Here is a 15,653-nt window from a genome sequence, read left to right on the forward strand (position 1 = left end):
TTCCTCGACGAGCCACATCGACATCTTACATCAACACGTTACACCAACACGTGCCTTTGTTCCGTCAGGATGAATGCGCCGGAGCCTGGCGTCAAATGCCGTTCGTATAATGTCATCATCTGGCTGCGAGATGGATAGGTGCTCCTCGTCATATTGCAGGCCAAGGCGAAGTGGGGATCGACGCCGCCGCCCGCGTAATGAACTGCCTGCAGGGAATTGCGGCAGGGTGCTTTTTGATAGGCGCGCGATCCCCCGAATTTTCGGATGCCGCTAACGCCGGACCGCACCCTCCGCCTTTAGCGCGCGATAGGTCGTCTCGACGGATTTCGCGGTTGCGTCGACGATGATGTCAACCTCTTGCCTGCTGATGATCAGCGGTGGCGCAAAGCCGAGGATATCACCGTGCGGCATCGCCCGGCCGATGACACCGTTTTCAAGCAGGGCAGCGGCCGCGCGCACGCCGACCTGAAGCCCCGGGTCAAAGGGTATCCGTGCCTTGGGATCTCGCATCATCTCTACTGCGGATAGAATGCCAATGCCACGGACCTCGCCTACGATGGGATGTCCCTCCAGCTCGGCTTTCATACGGGAAAGCCAATAGGGGCCGACATCGCGGACATGCTCCACGATATTCCTTTCCTTAAGGACCTGAATATTGGCGAGCGCGGCGGCCGCGCAGAGCGTGTGACCTGAATAAGTCCAGCCATGGCCGAGAGGGCCATGCTTTTCGGTCCCTTCTTCCAGAACGGACCAGACGCGATCGCCGATAATCGACCCCGAGATGGGAAGATAGGCGGAGCTTAAGCCCTTTGCGATTGTGACAAAGTCGGGACGCATGCCGTAGAGGTGAGAACCGAACTTCTCTCCAGTTCGGCCAAAACCGCAGACGACCTCATCGGCGATGAGAAGGATATCGTGCTTGTCCAACACTGCCTGGATCGCAGCCCAGTAACCCTTTGGCGGAGGAACGATGCCTCCAGTCCCGAGCACCGGCTCGCCGATAAAGGCTGCGACGGTTTGGGGGCCTTCGGACTGGATAAGGGCTTCGAGCTCATCGGCACAGCGTTTGGAGAAACCTTCCTCGCTTTCGCCATCATGCGCCTGGCGATAGTGGTGAGGCGTTGTGGTATGACGCACCAAATCTAAGGGAAGATCGAAGAATTTGTGAAAGAACGGAAGCCCTGTCAGGCTGCCGGTGACCAGCCCGGATCCGTGATAGCCACGGTTTCGTGAAATGATCTTTTTCTTTTCAGGGCGATCTAGAATATTGTTGTAGTACCAGACCAGCTTGATGTTGGTCTCGTTGGCGTCAGAACCGGACAGGCCGAAATAGACCCTTCGCATGTCCTGTCCGAACAATTCGACCACGGCCTCCGCCAGGCGAGCAACCGGTTCGGTACCTTGGCTGGCGTAGACATGCGCGAACGGCAAGTCATGCGCTTGCCGCGAAATCGCGTCTGCTATCTCCGCGCATCCATAGCCCATGTTGACGCAATAGAGCCCGCCGAAACCGTCAAGGCTTCTGCGGCCTTCAGTGTCCCAAATGTAAACGCCTTCCGCACCGGCCATGATGCGGGTCGGCGTCTCGCCGCGGCTGTGCTTCGCCAAATGCGTGGATGGATGGAAAACGAAGCTGCGGTCCTTTTCCTGGATTTGTTTGGTTCCCAGATTAGTCAGGCTCATTGCCGCTCTCTCCCGTTCATCGCTCGGCGAACAAACTTGTCAGCCGGCCTGCCGATAAATATAGCAGCCAAAGGGTGGTGTAATTCACGGGAATACGCGGGGTGGCCCGACGAATTCCCGGAAATGTGCCTCAATGGCCGTGTAAACCAAGGGGGAGCGTGTTTAGCGCTTCTCCAAAGCCGACAACGGAATGGGGGAATTAGCTTTCACGGGTTTGGTTACGACAAGGCTGTAATACTGGTCGATTCCCAATCCCACCTGCAGCAGTCGGTCCATGAATTCCTGGTAGGCAGCCATCGACGGGGCCGCGACCCGCATCAGGTAGTCGATCCGACCCCCGATCGCCCAGCAGTCGAGAATCTCCGGAAAGCCTTGGATGGCCGTCTCGAAGCGGCGTTGGTCTTCGAGACGGTGACGGTTCAGCACCACCTCCACCATCACGAAAATGCCGCCGCCGGTGAGAGAGGGACTCAGTCGGGCGAAATAGCCTTCAATGATACCCACAGCCTCGAGCACGCGCAGTCGCTCCGAACAGGCGGACGCCGAAAGATGAATGCGCTTGGCAAGCTCGCTTTTTGAGATTCGGCCGTCTGCTTGAATCTCCGTAAGGATCCGGAAATCCCAGGCGTCCAGGCGCGCAGTATTGAGGTTCGGCTTCATGGCCCCTCGAGCGGAGTTGATTTTGCAGAAACGTTAGGCTGCTGCGGGCGCTATGCCAATCGCCTGACTTGCCGTTCAGCTAACTCTGCGATCGACGAGTATGCTCTTAGTAGCACGGAGCTCGCCTACCCGCGCAAGCCTTATGAATGAGCGGCGTTTGAATGAGCGGGTTTTGCCCATGAGAGGCGGTTTGGGAGCCTGATCAGGACGAAATGCCTCGGGGAAATCAGATGCCGATGCTGCGCGCGATGCTGTCGGCCGCCATGCGCTTGCGCCACTCTAGCGGCCCGGAATTGTGGATGGAGTTCCCCTCTACGTCGACAGCCATGATGACTGGCATATCCTCGACATCGAATTCATAGATGGCTTCCATGCCCAAGTCTTCAAACGCCACGAGGCGGGCCGCCTTTACCGCCTTGGAAATCAGGTAGGCGGCGCCGCCCACCGCGATGAGATACGGCGCTTTGTATCTCACGATCGACTCGATGGCCGTCGGTCCCCTCTCTGCCTTGCCCACCATCGCTAACAGCCCGGTATCCGCGAGGATCTTTTCCGCAAAATCGTCCATGCGGCTTGAAGTAGTGGGTCCAGCCGGTCCAACCACTTCGTCCCTGACGGCGCGGACAGGGCCGACATAGTAGATGACGCGTCCCCGCAGATCGACAGGAAGCGGCTTGCCTGCGTCGATGAGGCCGACCATTCGTTTGTGCGCGGCGTCGCGCCCCGTCAACATCTTTCCGGACAGGAGGAGCGCTTCTCCGCAGCGCCACGACACCGTCTCTTCTCTGGTGAGCGTGTCGACGTTGACACGGCGCACGCCACTCACCCGCAGTTCCTCGGCTCCAATCTGAGGCCATTCGGAAAGGTCGGGCGGCTGCAGCATTACCGGCCCTGACCCGTCGAGCGCAAATGTCAGATGCCGGTTGGCAGCGCATTGCGGAATGAGCGCCACAGGCATGGATGCAGCGTGCGCCGGATGGGTCGCGACCTTGACATCGACCACGGTCATCAGACCGCCGAGACCCTGGGCGCCGATGCCCAGAGCGTTGATCCGTTCATAGAGCTCGATGCGAAGGGCCTCCTCGGCGCTTGATGGTCCCCTGGCGATCAATTCCGACATGTCGATGGGCTCGTTCATGGCCTCCTTGGCCAGAAGCATCGCTTTTTCAGCGCTACCTCCGATACCGATAGAGATTAGGCCGGGGGGACACCACCCGCTGCCAAGGGTTGAAACGGTGTCAACCACCCAATCGGAAACAGACGCACTGGGGTTCAAGGTGGTGAACCGCGCTTTGTTTTCCGATCCGCCGCCCTTTGCTGCAATGGTAATCTCAATCTGGTTACCTCGCACGAGGTCGACGTGGATGACCGCGGGCGTGTTGTCGCGGGTGTTTAGCCGTCTGGCAAGCGGATCCGAGACGATCGACGGGCGCAGGGGATTGTCGGGGTCGAGATATGCCTGGCGTACGCCCTCATTCACGAGGTCTGCGAAACTGGCCTTTGACTTGATGCGGACTCCCATGCCCACCTTCGCAAAGACCACCACGAGCCCGGTGTCCTGGCAAATAGGGCGCCGCCCGAAGGCCGCCATCCGAGAGTTCAGCAGAATCTGTCCGATGGCATTCTTGGCGGCCGGGCTTTGCTCGCGCGCATATGCTTGCGAGAGAGAGCGAATGTAGTCCGGCGGATGATAATAGGAAGTATACTGAAGGGCGTCAGCAACGCTCTTAGTAATGTCCTCGCCAGCGATGGTTCGCGTGCTCCTACTCACGGTGGCTCAACCCAATGACCCCTGCCCATTGACCAGTTTCAGGTTCTGGAAGCTCCGTACCCCGTGCTCGCCGCCTTCGTACCCGTAGCCGCTCTGTTTGACGCCTCCATACGGCGCATCCGCGGAAACCCCCTTCAGGTAGTTCACGCTGACAGCGCCGGCGGCAAGACCACCGATTAGCTCCCGTTTCGAATTCGCGGCGGCGGTGAAGAAGTAGGCAGCCAAGCCATACTCTGTAGCATTGGCTTCTTCGATCGCCTCCTCGATCGTGTCGAATGGAGCGACGGTCAGGATTGGTCCGAATGGCTCCTCATGAAGCACTTTCGCGTCTTTCGGTACGCCTGTAAGAATGGTTGGGGGCCAGTAAAAGCCCAGCTGGTCGAGCCGCGCGCCACCAGTCTCGACGTGCGCCCCTCGGTCGGTGGCATCCTTGGTTAGGCGCTCCATGGCTTCGATTCGCCGGGCATTGGCCATCGGCCCCATCTCAGTCGCTGGATCATCCGGTGCGCCGATCTTGATCGTCCGGGCGACTTCAGTCGTGCGGGACAGAAACTCTTCATAGAGAGGCCGCGCGACGAGAATTCGACTAGGAGCGTTGCAGCTCTGGCCAGCGCATTCGAATTTGTATTCTGAAATTGCCGGCACGGCTTTTGTCAAATCAGCATCCGCGCACACGACAACTGGGGAATGCCCTCCCAGTTCAAGGATGCACCGCTGCAAATTGTTTGCGGCAAGCCTTGCCAGCTGTTTTCCGACCGCCGTCGAGCCTGTAAAGGTCAGGACCCTCACGATCGGCGAATTGAGCAGATGACGAGAAATCTGCGAGGGCACGCCAAAAACGAGATTGACGACGCCGTCTGGTAGGCCCGCTTCACGCAACGCTTCGACGATGTGCATGGCGACGCTTGGCGTCTCTTCGGCCCCCTTGAGGATCACCGGGCAGCCCGCCGCCAGTGCGGGGGCTAGCTTGCGCGCGATAAGCACGGCCGGATAATTCCAGGGCGTGAAGGCAGCCACTACACCGAGAGGTGCAGGCACGATCATTCGGTTCGGGCCCATTGGAATGGCAGCCGACAGTTCTTCAGCGTGCGTCCCGTCCCAGTCAAAAGTTTCGACGGCCCGCGCGTATTCACCTGCCGCTTCAGCGATGGTCTTTCCCTGCTCGGTCGATAGGTCCTTGACTGCGTACGGGATCTTGGCCGCCAGGATCCGGGCGGCCCTCACAAGGAGATCGCCGCGCTCTTTGGCGGGTCGTGACGACCACGCCCGGCGGCTTCGCTCTGCGGAAGCGAGGGCCTCGTCAAGATCGGACGACGATGCAGCGGCGACCGAGGCGAACACCATTTCAGTCGCCGGGTTGATGACCGGGATAGTCGCTCCATCGCTTCCGGCTCGCCACTTGCCGTTGATGAAGAGCTGATAGCTCCTGGCTTCGGTCATCGCATGTTCCACTTTGTGATCTTGCCAGAGCGATTCCGATAAAACGAGTTCCGAACCGCTGTCTGTTCCGCTGCATTTTCATCGGATGGGCGCTGCCGGTCAAATATGAATTGTCGCGCAATTCCATCTGGATTCCAGATTGGCAAGACAGGCCAGCAGATGCTGCTTTGAAAGCTGCTTAGCCTTTATCTGGAGCTGTGGCCGACCAAAGCCCGCTCTCGATCAAAGTCCGAGCCACCTTGTGGATCAGCTTGCGGACCGCAGACACGGCCGGAGAGCGCTCATCTTTTGGGTTGACGGCAAGCACGACGGATCGGGTAATCACCGGATCGATGATCTTGACCGTACGAACGAGGCCTTGGGATGCCTCTTTATGGATGGCCGACGGTGTAAGGATAGAATACGCTTTCGCTTCCATGACCATATTGATGATCGTGGAAAGCGAGTCGACTTCGAATCGTACATCTAGGACACACCCGTGCCGTGCAACGACGTCAGCCACCGACCGCCTGACATTGTTGTTGCGCATGGGAACCGCCAACGGAAATGCGTGCAGGTCGGACAGAGGTATCGAATCTTCGAAGGGAGGCTCCCCCGGAGGTACGACCAGGCAAAACTCCTCGCGCGCCAACACCGTCATCCGCCCCACGCTCTCCGCAGTGCGATAGAGGACCGCCAGGTTAAACCGGCCAGATGCCATCCATTCTTCGAGCGGGCCTGTCATGCCCTCGATCATCTTGAGCGAGATTTTCGGCAGCTCGTTTCGTGCCGCTTCGAGCAACGGCCCGCTAAGGACGCGAGCGGCTCCAGATGGGATACCTATAGTAACTTCTCCGGCGGGGGAAACCACCGTATTGGTCAGTTCCGCTTCGGTGAGTTGAATTTCCTTTAAGATGTTGCGCGCCCGCTCGAGCAGTTTCGCTCCGGACGTCGTCACGGTCACGCCAGTTCTGTCGCGCACGAGCAGCTGAGTTCCAAAGGCATCTTCCAGCTGACGCACATGCAGGCTGAGCGCGCTCTGTGCGACATGAAGGAGCGAAGCTGCCTTGGTGAAGCTACCTGCGTCGACTACGCCGACAAAATATCTTAGCTGCCTGATTTCCACGGTAAGCGTATCCAACTGAAACGCGACCCGCCGCGCATTTATAACCCTATCTCGAAACGAGATAGGCAGCAAACAAAACCGCTGCACCGTGCATACAACTTGGCAGACAGAGGGCCTGATCCCAATCAGCTTAGTTCTCGCCGGCAAGGGCCATCATCTCGCGGGCGCGCCGCACCACTGGAGGATCAATCATCCTGCCATCCAGAGAGAATGCGGACATGCCGCGGGCATCAGCATCGCTTTCCGCGGTTACAACACGGCGGGCCCACTCCAACTCCTTTGCACTTGGCGAGAAGGCCTCATTGAATATTGGCACCTGTGTGGGATGCACGGCCAAAGCTCCAGCAAACCCAAGCCGACGTGCATGCACGGCCGTATCGCGGACTTTGTCCCTGTCCGAGAAGTCGCCAATGCTTCCTACAAAGCCCAAGGGGAGTAACCCGGCCGCGCGTGCTGCAAACAAGACGGAAAGGTTTGGACCCAAAAGCAGGTCGAATTCTGGAACGCCGCCAACACAAGCACAAAAGTCTTCGGGACCGAGCGCCATGGCAATCACGCGTGGGTGAGCCGAGGCGATAGCCTCGAGTCTTTGCAATGCATCAGGAGTCTCAATCTGAACAAGGAAGCGGATTTGGCCCTCGGCAAGGTTTCTTTCTCGTTCGAGTTCCAAAACCGCGTTGGCGATCTCTGCTATCCAGTGAGCCGATTCCGTTTTGGGGAGAACGAGGGCATCCACACCCGCCATCACGGCCGCATTGAGGTCGGCCGTTACGGCACGCAGACCAGAATTCACGCGGACCAGAACTGATGCGCCCTGCCTGCCGACCTTCGCCACGGATTCAGTGAGCAGCCGACGTGCCTCGCTTTTTTGATTCAGCGGAACAGAATCTTCGAGATCGAGTATGACGCCATCGGCACCGCGTTCGTGAGCTCTCTCAACGAAGCGCGGAACGTGAGCCGGTACAAAGAGTAGCGATCTCCAGCGAGGAACGCATTTCGCGCTGCCAACAGTTGGATCGGCTCCCCTGCTCATGGCCTAGGCCCCTTGGCTAATTGGGTAAGCAAGCGGTCGGCGACGCTGGCAGGCAAGCCGGCAGGAGCCGTCTCCCTCGTCGCCCGCTGCGGATGCCGCTCTTGAGAACGAAGGGCCGAAGGGCCCCTCGCGCCGACGCGGCCTGTTAGCGTGCACGTGTTTCAACCTCGTCGCGGACAGCCGCAGTGTGGGCCCCAAGAGCCGGAACCGGGCGCAGCGATGGCTGCTTAGAATCGAAAATCGCGGCTGGAGCTATCGCCTCTATAACTCCGCTAGGCGTGCCGACCTGCACTCTACGAACATGTGGATGCTCAGAAACAGCCGCTACTTCATTCAGTCGCCCGTAGGCAAGACCGGCAGCTTCGAGCTCCTGCATAGCTTCCACGGACGAAAGTTCTGCAAAGCGCCCTTCCACAATTTTATCGAGGCGAGCACGGTCATGGAGTCGTTCCATGTTATCAGCAAAGCCAGGTGCCCGTGTCAGCTGGGGCTGCTTGAGGAACTTCTCGCAAAAATTCACCCATTCCCGATCATTCTGGACCGAGAAAATGACGTCTTTGCCATCGCAGCATCGATAGGCGCCATATGGGGCAAGCGACGGGTGCTTCACGCCCGCGCGCACTGTCTCGTAGCTGCTGTAGTCGTGCTGCAGGACCGGTACATTCATCCAATCAGCGACGGCATCAAAAAGCGAGACCTGTATGTGCGCGCCTTCCCCCGTCCGCTCGCGGTGGAACAGCGCCTGCAGAATGGCGCCGTGCGCCGTCATGCCTGCCGAGATGTCGCAGACCGACACCCCTATTCTTGCCGGCCCCTGATGTGTTCCCGTAATCGCACACAATCCCGTCTCGGCCTGAACGATGAGATCGTAGGCCTTCAGATGGGAATATGGCCCGCCCTCCCCGAAGCCTGAAATGTCACAGGTAATCAGCCGCGGAAAGCGTCGACGAAGAGCCGCCGACCCAAAGCCCAGCTTTTCAATACTGCCCGGCTTCAGGTTCTGGATGAAGACGTCAGCAGCGGCGATGAGCGACCCCAGAACGACACGATCCGCCTCCAACCTCAGGTCCAGGCAAACCGACTCCTTACCGCGATTGAGCCAGACGAAGTAAGCGCTTTGACCCCTCACCAACTGGTCATAGCTGCGCGCAAAGTCCCCTTCGGGCCTCTCGATTTTGATCACTCTAGCGCCTGCGTCCGCAAGTCGAGAAGATGCGTAAGGCGCTGCTACAGCCTGCTCCACCGCAACAACGGTGATCCCCTCAAGGCAGTTCTGCATGTCTGCACCGCGCATTCAACTGAGACTATTTGTGTGAGCGCGACGATGGTCCAGCATCGCGAACAACCGGTTCTGTTCGTTCCCGACGATAGAAAAACCCTCGTCAACGCCCATTCCGGGCTTTGCCAGCATCATGTCCGCCTGTGTCGCCACCGATACGTGGACCGAAGCCCGGGCTGACAGATCCGTCTCGGTGCAACTTCCTCCGACATAAGCCCCCACGTTGTTCGATTTGCAGAGGAGAACGGCACGCGCAGTGTCGGTAAGTGAGCCGACGTCGGGGGTTTTGATCTGGACGAGATGCGTCGCTTTAGCTTCGGCAAAGAGACGTATATCCTCCAACGTATTGCATCTTTCATCCACCACGATGCGCGCGCTGGAACCCCTCCCGTCCAAGATCGATACGATCTGGGCGTAGTTTTCGATTTGGGCTTGTGTGGACCCAAAGTCTGCAGGTGACTCGATGTTGAGGGTGAAACCCGGAACGGTATCGGCCACATTGCAGATGAAGTCGGCGATCCGCTGCGGCTGCAGTCCGATTTCTTGGCCGATCCAACCATACACATCGAAATGGAGCACCGGATGATAATCCGGAGGGCCAAGTTCGCGCGTGCGCTTTGCGACCCAGCTGACGAAATCGATAAAGGTCCCGCCATTGATGCCGAATTTCTGGCGCGAGTTGATTAACCCGTGAGGTAGTACATTCACCCCCTTCAGGATCATCTTGTCCACGTTGAGGTCGCGAGCGTCACCGCTCTGACAGTAGATCGGGACAATGTGCCGAGGCAGTGGCAGATTGAACTCGCTACATATGATCTCCGCCATTGTTTTGCGGCAGAGATGGGCAGCCGCGCTAAGCAGCGCCTGCGTGACGCCATACTCGATCGAAAGGGGAAGTCTTTCACCTTCGAAGGGCTGACACACTTTGGTGCAGGCCTCGACATACCGGGTGGGGTCGAGATCAAGCAGCCGCGGCGAGACGATGCGCGACGTCAGATCACAAATGGTCCCAGGATCGAATACCGGGTCGCGCCCGCCCGCCCCTGAGTACTGGACGCCCATCATGTCGCCCCAAACGACGGCTCCGTCAGAAAGAACAAGGCCGATGCTCAGCGAAGACGCAGGTACCCGAATGGAGCTGAAACCCGGCGTTATCGGTTCACCAACATAGATGAACCCCTCCTGCCTTGCGCCCTGCCTGATTGCAGCTTGGTCGTCGTAGAAAAATGCGCCGTTTCCCGGAGCTAGAATCACGTCGTCTATCTTCATTGTTCTGCCCGATTGCGAGGCGAATGCTAGCGGGATCGAAGCTGTTGTCCCGCCTCCACCACGAATATGGTCTACCCAGTATTGTGGGCGCCAATATAAAGTCCATTCTGGTGCCATCGTGTTTCAAGATGGCGGCGATGATCTGCGGCGGGAGACGATGGCGCTTGTAGCTGATCGGCAAGGTGTTCGTCCACCTGTGTCTGCCGCAAATGTCTCCAACGCGTTACCGTGACATCGCCCTAAGACGGGCTAGCGAATGGGGCAGGCGCATCGCGGCCGACCGGGCGCCGCGCCTCACGCCCGCTCGCACAGGCCGGGCCACCGCCTTGCATTCCGACATCTCGTCGCGAGAAGATATCAATCTTCAAACTGAATTGGACACCCGCGGCCGCTGGCTTTCTACTGGTAGTCGAGGATACACTGATTGCAGCCGCCGGGACTCCGAATGAACATTTTCCTTTTTCGCAGCACTTGCCGTAACGATAGCTCACCTTTCCTTCGATCGTTCGGTCTCACGCTGAGATGAATTCGCGCGCCCCCAAGCGGATTGGTGTCAGCGATCTGCCAGAACCGCTCCAGGACATTATCCGACGCCGTGACCGGGTGCTCGGTCCTGGTTACCATTTTTCCGAGACGATTCCGGTGGAGTTTGTTTCGAGCTTTGGCGCGCACCTCGTCGATCGCGACGGCAATGACTATCTGGACGCGTATAACAACGTTCAGGGCGTCGGGCATGCGCACAGGCATGTTGTGGAAGCCATTTGCCGCCAGATGGCCGCAATTAATACTGATACGCGCTATCCCCAGAAGCTACTCGTTGACTACGCAGAGCGGCTGCTTGCGACGTTTCCGGCGGCGCTGTCGAAGCTAAGCTTGCCCTGCACCGGATCCGAGGCGAACGATCTCGCGATTCGGGTCGCGAGGTTCCACACCGGCGGCGAGGGAATCATCGCGACCCGCTGGGCGTTTCACGGCCGCACTCGAGAGGTGGCGAGTTTTTCCCCCATGCTGGGCGCAGGATCCCCGCTCGGACCGAACGTCCGCCTCATTGCCGCTCCTGACCCCCGACTCGTCGGGTCGGGACGTTCTCTCGCCGATTATATGCGCGATCAGGTACGATCCGCGATCCGTGATCTCGAGCGGCATGGATACCGGCTGGCCGCATTGATCGCCGATTCGGCGTTCACCTCCGACGGGATCTTCACTCACCCTGTTGGCTTCATGAAGGCGGTCGTCGACGAGGTTCACGCCGCCGGCGGCCTCTACGTCGCGGACGAAGTTCAATCGGGGTTCGCTCAGCTCGGAGATTCGATGTGGGGGTTCAGTCGACACGATGTACTTCCTGACCTCGTCACGATGGGCAAGGCGATGGGGAACGGGTTCCCCATCTCCGGCGTCGTCTTCCGTCCCGAGGTGTCCGACGAGTTCGGACAGAAGGTCAGCTACTTCAACACGTTGGGTGGCAGATCGATCTCTGTAGCTGCAGCGTCTGCGGTGCTCGATGTGTTCGAGCAGGAAAATGTGCGTGAGCGCGTTGTCGCTAACGGTGCGACCTTACGCGCAGGACTTGAGGCGCTCACACGGGAATCCCCTTACGTTGGCGAAATCCGCGGCAGCGGCCTATACCTGGGTGTCGAGATCGTCAAGGATAAAAGGACGCTCGAGCCCGATTCCGCTCGTTGCGAAGCCATCATCAAGGACTTGCGTGATCGTCGAGTCCTGATCAGCCGGACGGGCCCGGCGTCCAACGTATTGAAAGTACGTCCCCCGGTCGCCTTCACCGCTGCCGATGCGTCGCGACTCCTTGAGACATTTGCGGTTGTCGCAAAAGACCGGCTGTAGGAGGCCTCGACGGACATGAACAAGTCACCCGGCGTGGTGTTGCAATGTCTCCTCGAGGAGAGTTGCCTGTTGTCGCCTCACGAGTCCATCGACCTCCCGTTGCTGAAGATCATGCTTCAGAGGCACTATGGGCTCAGCGGACAAGTCAAACGACTGGCGAGTGAAAAGGGCGTCACTTTGAGGCTCGCAACTGGTTCCAGTGAATACCTCGTGAAGGTGTCGCCCTCCGATGAGCCGGAATCGGTGACGGCGCTGCAGATCGCCGTGATGCGTTACCTCAATGATACCGCTCACGCGTTGCCGGTTCAGCGAATCGAACTGACTCTTGATGGAAGCGACAGCGTTCCCATCGACATGAGCGATGGCACCCGCCGGATCATTAGCGTCTTCCGCTTCGTCGAAGGGGTGTTATGGGAACAGATAGACTCGAGCGCAGAGCAGTTAACTAAGTTGGGAGGAATGCTTGGGCGAGTAAACAGTGCACTGCGATCATTTGAGCACGCAGGCGCTGCGCGGAACTTAGTTTACGACATTGGGCACTTTCACCATTGGGCCGGGCTTGTCGAGTACACGCCGGACCCCGAACGCCGTCTGCTGGCTCAACGAGCCTTCAGGCTCTTCGACGAAGTCGTGCTGCCGAGGCTGTCCAATCTTGAGATACAAGTGATCCACGGTGACTACGCTCCCAACAATGTCGTGGTGGATCCGCACAGCGATGTGTTCGTGAAGGCCGTCCTTGACTTTGGTGATACTGTCCGTAGCGCGGTGATCTTTGACCCTGCAAACGCGGTCGCTCACCTGGTCGGCCGCGATCAGGATCACCCTTGGCAGGATGCTTTTGCCTTTGTCGCTGGGTATGAGCAGAGTCGGCCGATAAACGAGTCAGAACTTCCACTTTTGCCAGTTGCGGCTCTCGCGCGACTCACCATGCTCGCGTTGATCAGGTACTGGAAAGCTGAGCGCGCACCTAACCAACGCGAGGAGCTACTCGCTGATGCCGAGTATTACTGGACGAACCTGGAGCGGGCAATCAGCATACCACTGGATGACATAATCGGGCAACTCCGCTACCGCGCCGGTGATGCTGGCACTTGAGCCAGCAATGCATACCGGCTCAGCTATCATTCGCCCTCGAGCCGAACAATCAGAAGAGCTTTCAGGAGGTTGTCAATTCGGACCTGACCGAGGGACTCATCCGGTGAAGGCCGCAGACGTGCGGGTCGGCGGCCATGATCACTTAAGCACCGCGGTGCTGAGGTCAAGCTTTCGATCATCGGTGAAAGCAAGATCCCGTCGTCATCGTTGGCCCCGCAGACCCAGATGACGCCGTCCTCGGGCTCGAGACCGAGGGTCAGTTTGTGGATGAGCTTTTCGCTGACGCCGAGGTCCATGGCGACACTTTTGACGGTGTGGACGTGATGCACCTTATTACGCTGCGTGATCAGGCCGCCGCTTGTTGGGTCCGCAGTTTTGCGGATCTCCAACTACACGGCAGCAAATCAATGATCTGATGCGCCGGCGGGCAGTCGGGCGAGGACGTCGGCACAGGCCTGAGGGTCGATATCGTTCAACTTGGCGCTCGCGATCAGCCTGTAGAGAACGGCAGCGCGCTGTCCGCCGCGATCGGAACCGCAGAACAGCCAGGACTTTCTGCCGAGAGGGATGCCGCGCAGGACTCGCATTGTTCGATAGACAAATCCGCCCATCATGCGTGTGAAGGACGACCAGGCGGCGCAGCATGTAGTTGAAGGGCTTGGTCAGATCGTGTCCGCGCGAGAGCTCGTCGCGCGTCTCGATCATCCAGCGCTCGAGCTCGGTGGCTAAGGGCGCGCTCCGTCCTGACGCACAGCGTGGCGTTGGCCTGGCGACAGGCCGTTAATCGCGCGCTTGACATCGAACAGCGCATCCATGCGCCTCACGGCTTCAACCGCTAGCGGATAGACCAGGTTGGGCCTATCGGCGCCGGCTGACGGCCCATTGCATAGAGATCGCCACAACCGCCAAAGCATCGGCCTGCAGAATGCCGCTCCAGCGGGCAAGATGGGCCGAGGATGTTCCCCTCGGCGATCTCGGGAATAGTAGAACACGGCCACCGGAGGATCAGCGCGCCGAACGGTCGGTCATCGCGCACATAGGTCCACAATCGGCCGATATCGGTCGGCCAACACCGGAACCGTTGTATCGTCCCCGTGCAGACGTGAAGCGACCAGCACATGGGCTTCGAGCCGCTTGAACAGCGGCATCAGCGCCGGCGCCGACCTGGTCGGACGAGCGTCGACTGGCTGAGCGGCACGTTTCGGAGCGTCGCCCGCGAGGTTAGCCGGCCACCAAAGCTCCACGTTCCTATCTTTCACTGGTGTAGTCGACTCCTTCATACCACTTTCTCGATATTTCGGAGAGCATCCCGTCATCTTTCATACTGTCGATCGCAGCCGCTATTTTTTTGCTGAAATCTTTTTCGCCGTGTTCAATTGCAATAGCGGCAGGCGCCGCGAATAGCGGTTCACCGAGCTGCCTAAATGGGTACCCAGAGGCGATCATTTTAGGAAAACTTTCTTGCGTCATGACGATTGCATCAAGACGAACGCCATCGCCCAGGCGGAGATCCTGATTCATAATTTCGGGGGTCGGGTATGACTTCACCTCGCCCGGAGTGAACTGATATTCTACTGGCTGAGCACCTATCCAATCCGGTGCGAGGGCGTGCTTTGCATATTGCTCGTCCACAGCACCCGCCGAGGCGCCGACCACCTTGCCGTCGAGATCGGAAAGCTTTTTCGCCTTGCTATCCTTGTGAACGACGGCGATCGATCGCGAGTAGAAATAGGTCACGAACTCAAATTTTTCGGCCCGCGCCTTGGTCGGGGTCATCTGGCCCATTGCCATGTCCCAACGACCCTGCCATTTTCCGGCGACGATGACATCCCAGCCCGGCGTGACGAATTTGACCTGCACGCCGAGGTGTTCTGCGATGTCTTTGGCGACGTCGATATCAAAACCATCGAGCTCGTGTTTGTCATTCAAGAATGACATCGTCCCCCAATCCGTCCCGACCGCCACTGTCAAAGTCTTTGTCGCAAGCACACGATCAAGTACAGGGTCGGCATTGGCCGCAGTGGACGAAGCCGCAGACGAAGCTGCGACCGATACTACAGCTGCTATTGTCGTCAGAAATTTGTACATGCTGTGTTCCCTTCTTTGTCGTTCTTACAATTCTTAACAGCTAGATCTTTAAGGTTATTCCTGCACATGAGTTCAAGTGAACCTGATCAATCTAAATTTGAGGTAGGAGCGCGTGCTCATTCCACCCACGCCGTTTCACGCTCACCCTAGTCCCGTCGGCCCATCAGTTGGGAGAAGATAATCAAGATGGCGATCAGCTAGAACCTAGATGATTGAAACCAGTCCACCCTGTGGCAGGAGATTGATCGCGGCCAGGACGTTTAGCGGATCTCTGCCGTAGCGGTAGCGATACCCTGAACTATTTGATTGGAGTATCGCTCGATGCGATTGCGCTTGTAGAACCCCTTGAAAGAAAGCTGTCGGTTCGGATTTTCTTGGTGGGATGTTG

Annotated in this window: 12 protein-coding genes and 1 pseudogene; 2 read left to right on the plus strand and 11 right to left on the minus strand. The window is 58.5% G+C overall.

Annotated features, from left to right (window positions below; all coding sequences use genetic code 11):
* Nucleotides 1–270: 270 nt before the first annotated feature.
* The 8 genes from O7B34_RS00380 to O7B34_RS00415 form a co-directional block, all read right to left on the minus strand.
* Entirely contained in the window at nt 271–1,683 is a 1,413-nt protein-coding gene (locus tag O7B34_RS00380; RefSeq protein ID WP_337144475.1) for an aminotransferase, read from the minus strand.
* A gap of 162 nt (nt 1,684–1,845) precedes the next feature.
* Nucleotides 1,846–2,343 carry an Lrp/AsnC family transcriptional regulator gene (locus tag O7B34_RS00385; protein WP_337144476.1) on the minus strand — a complete coding sequence of 166 codons (498 nt, stop codon included), beginning with the start codon at nt 2,341–2,343 and terminating at the stop codon, nt 1,846–1,848.
* 226 nt (nt 2,344–2,569) lie between these two features.
* Nucleotides 2,570–4,114: a fumarate hydratase gene (locus tag O7B34_RS00390; RefSeq protein WP_337144477.1), complete on the minus strand. Its 1,545-nt coding sequence runs from the start codon at nt 4,112–4,114 to the stop codon at nt 2,570–2,572.
* A gap of 6 nt (nt 4,115–4,120) precedes the next feature.
* Complete coding sequence (locus tag O7B34_RS00395; protein WP_337144478.1) at nt 4,121–5,554, minus strand: aldehyde dehydrogenase family protein; 1,434 nt, start codon at nt 5,552–5,554, stop codon at nt 4,121–4,123.
* Nucleotides 5,555–5,732: 178 nt separating this feature from the next.
* A complete protein-coding gene (locus O7B34_RS00400) occupies nt 5,733–6,659 on the minus strand; it encodes a LysR family transcriptional regulator (RefSeq protein ID WP_337144479.1) in 927 nt (308 codons plus the stop codon).
* 130 nt (nt 6,660–6,789) lie between these two features.
* A complete protein-coding gene (locus O7B34_RS00405; protein ID WP_337144480.1) occupies nt 6,790–7,692 on the minus strand; it encodes an HpcH/HpaI aldolase/citrate lyase family protein in 903 nt (300 codons plus the stop codon).
* A 145-nt stretch (nt 7,693–7,837) separates the two neighbouring features.
* Nucleotides 7,838–8,971 carry a CaiB/BaiF CoA transferase family protein gene (locus O7B34_RS00410; protein ID WP_337144481.1) on the minus strand — a complete coding sequence of 378 codons (1,134 nt, stop codon included), beginning with the start codon at nt 8,969–8,971 and terminating at the stop codon, nt 7,838–7,840.
* Between the two features lie 15 nt (nt 8,972–8,986).
* Nucleotides 8,987–10,240 (minus strand): methylaspartate ammonia-lyase, encoded by a 1,254-nt coding sequence (locus tag O7B34_RS00415; protein WP_337144482.1) that lies wholly within the window; start codon nt 10,238–10,240, stop codon nt 8,987–8,989.
* A gap of 522 nt (nt 10,241–10,762) precedes the next feature.
* Between O7B34_RS00415 and O7B34_RS00420 the strand changes: the two genes are divergently transcribed.
* Both O7B34_RS00420 and O7B34_RS00425 read left to right on the plus strand, forming a co-directional pair.
* Nucleotides 10,763–12,082 (plus strand): aspartate aminotransferase family protein, encoded by a 1,320-nt coding sequence (locus O7B34_RS00420; protein WP_337144483.1) that lies wholly within the window; start codon nt 10,763–10,765, stop codon nt 12,080–12,082.
* A gap of 15 nt (nt 12,083–12,097) precedes the next feature.
* Nucleotides 12,098–13,177, plus strand: a complete 1,080-nt coding sequence (locus O7B34_RS00425; protein WP_337144484.1) for a phosphotransferase enzyme family protein — start codon at nt 12,098–12,100, stop codon at nt 13,175–13,177.
* Between the two features lie 26 nt (nt 13,178–13,203).
* Here O7B34_RS00425 and O7B34_RS00430 read toward each other — a convergent pair whose 3' ends face one another.
* The 3 genes and pseudogenes from O7B34_RS00430 to O7B34_RS00440 form a co-directional block, all read right to left on the minus strand.
* On the minus strand, nt 13,204–13,566 hold the full coding sequence (locus tag O7B34_RS00430; RefSeq protein ID WP_337145199.1) for a hypothetical protein: 363 nt from the start codon (nt 13,564–13,566) through the stop codon (nt 13,204–13,206).
* A pseudogene (locus O7B34_RS00435) lies at nt 13,524–14,328 on the minus strand (IS66 family transposase); the annotation flags it as partial. The gene O7B34_RS00430 and the pseudogene O7B34_RS00435, both read right to left, overlap by 43 nt.
* 97 nt (nt 14,329–14,425) lie before the next feature.
* The gene (locus tag O7B34_RS00440; protein ID WP_337144485.1) at nt 14,426–15,265 is read right to left on the minus strand and encodes a transporter substrate-binding domain-containing protein; all 840 of its coding nucleotides are present in this window, start codon (nt 15,263–15,265) and stop codon (nt 14,426–14,428) included.
* Nucleotides 15,266–15,653 lie beyond the last annotated feature (388 nt).

This window comes from Mesorhizobium sp. Cs1299R1N3 (assembly GCF_037179625.1).
Classification (GTDB): domain Bacteria; phylum Pseudomonadota; class Alphaproteobacteria; order Rhizobiales; family Rhizobiaceae; genus Mesorhizobium; species Mesorhizobium salmacidum.

Excerpts from the sequence above, each read along its gene's own strand:
- O7B34_RS00380 (WP_337144475.1), bottom strand. The coding sequence starts at position 1,683 with ATGAGCCTGACTAATCTGGGAACCAAACAAATCCAGGAAAAGGACCGC.
- O7B34_RS00385 (WP_337144476.1), bottom strand. The coding sequence starts at position 2,343 with ATGAAGCCGAACCTCAATACTGCGCGCCTGGACGCCTGGGATTTCCGG.
- O7B34_RS00395 (WP_337144478.1), bottom strand. The coding sequence starts at position 5,554 with ATGACCGAAGCCAGGAGCTATCAGCTCTTCATCAACGGCAAGTGGCGA.
- O7B34_RS00405 (WP_337144480.1), bottom strand. The coding sequence starts at position 7,692 with ATGAGCAGGGGAGCCGATCCAACTGTTGGCAGCGCGAAATGCGTTCCT.
- O7B34_RS00410 (WP_337144481.1), bottom strand. The coding sequence starts at position 8,971 with ATGCAGAACTGCCTTGAGGGGATCACCGTTGTTGCGGTGGAGCAGGCT.
- O7B34_RS00415 (WP_337144482.1), bottom strand. The coding sequence starts at position 10,240 with ATGAAGATAGACGACGTGATTCTAGCTCCGGGAAACGGCGCATTTTTC.
- O7B34_RS00420 (WP_337144483.1), top strand. The coding sequence starts at position 10,763 with ATGAATTCGCGCGCCCCCAAGCGGATTGGTGTCAGCGATCTGCCAGAA.
- O7B34_RS00425 (WP_337144484.1), top strand. The coding sequence starts at position 12,098 with ATGAACAAGTCACCCGGCGTGGTGTTGCAATGTCTCCTCGAGGAGAGT.
- O7B34_RS00440 (WP_337144485.1), bottom strand. The coding sequence starts at position 15,265 with ATGTACAAATTTCTGACGACAATAGCAGCTGTAGTATCGGTCGCAGCT.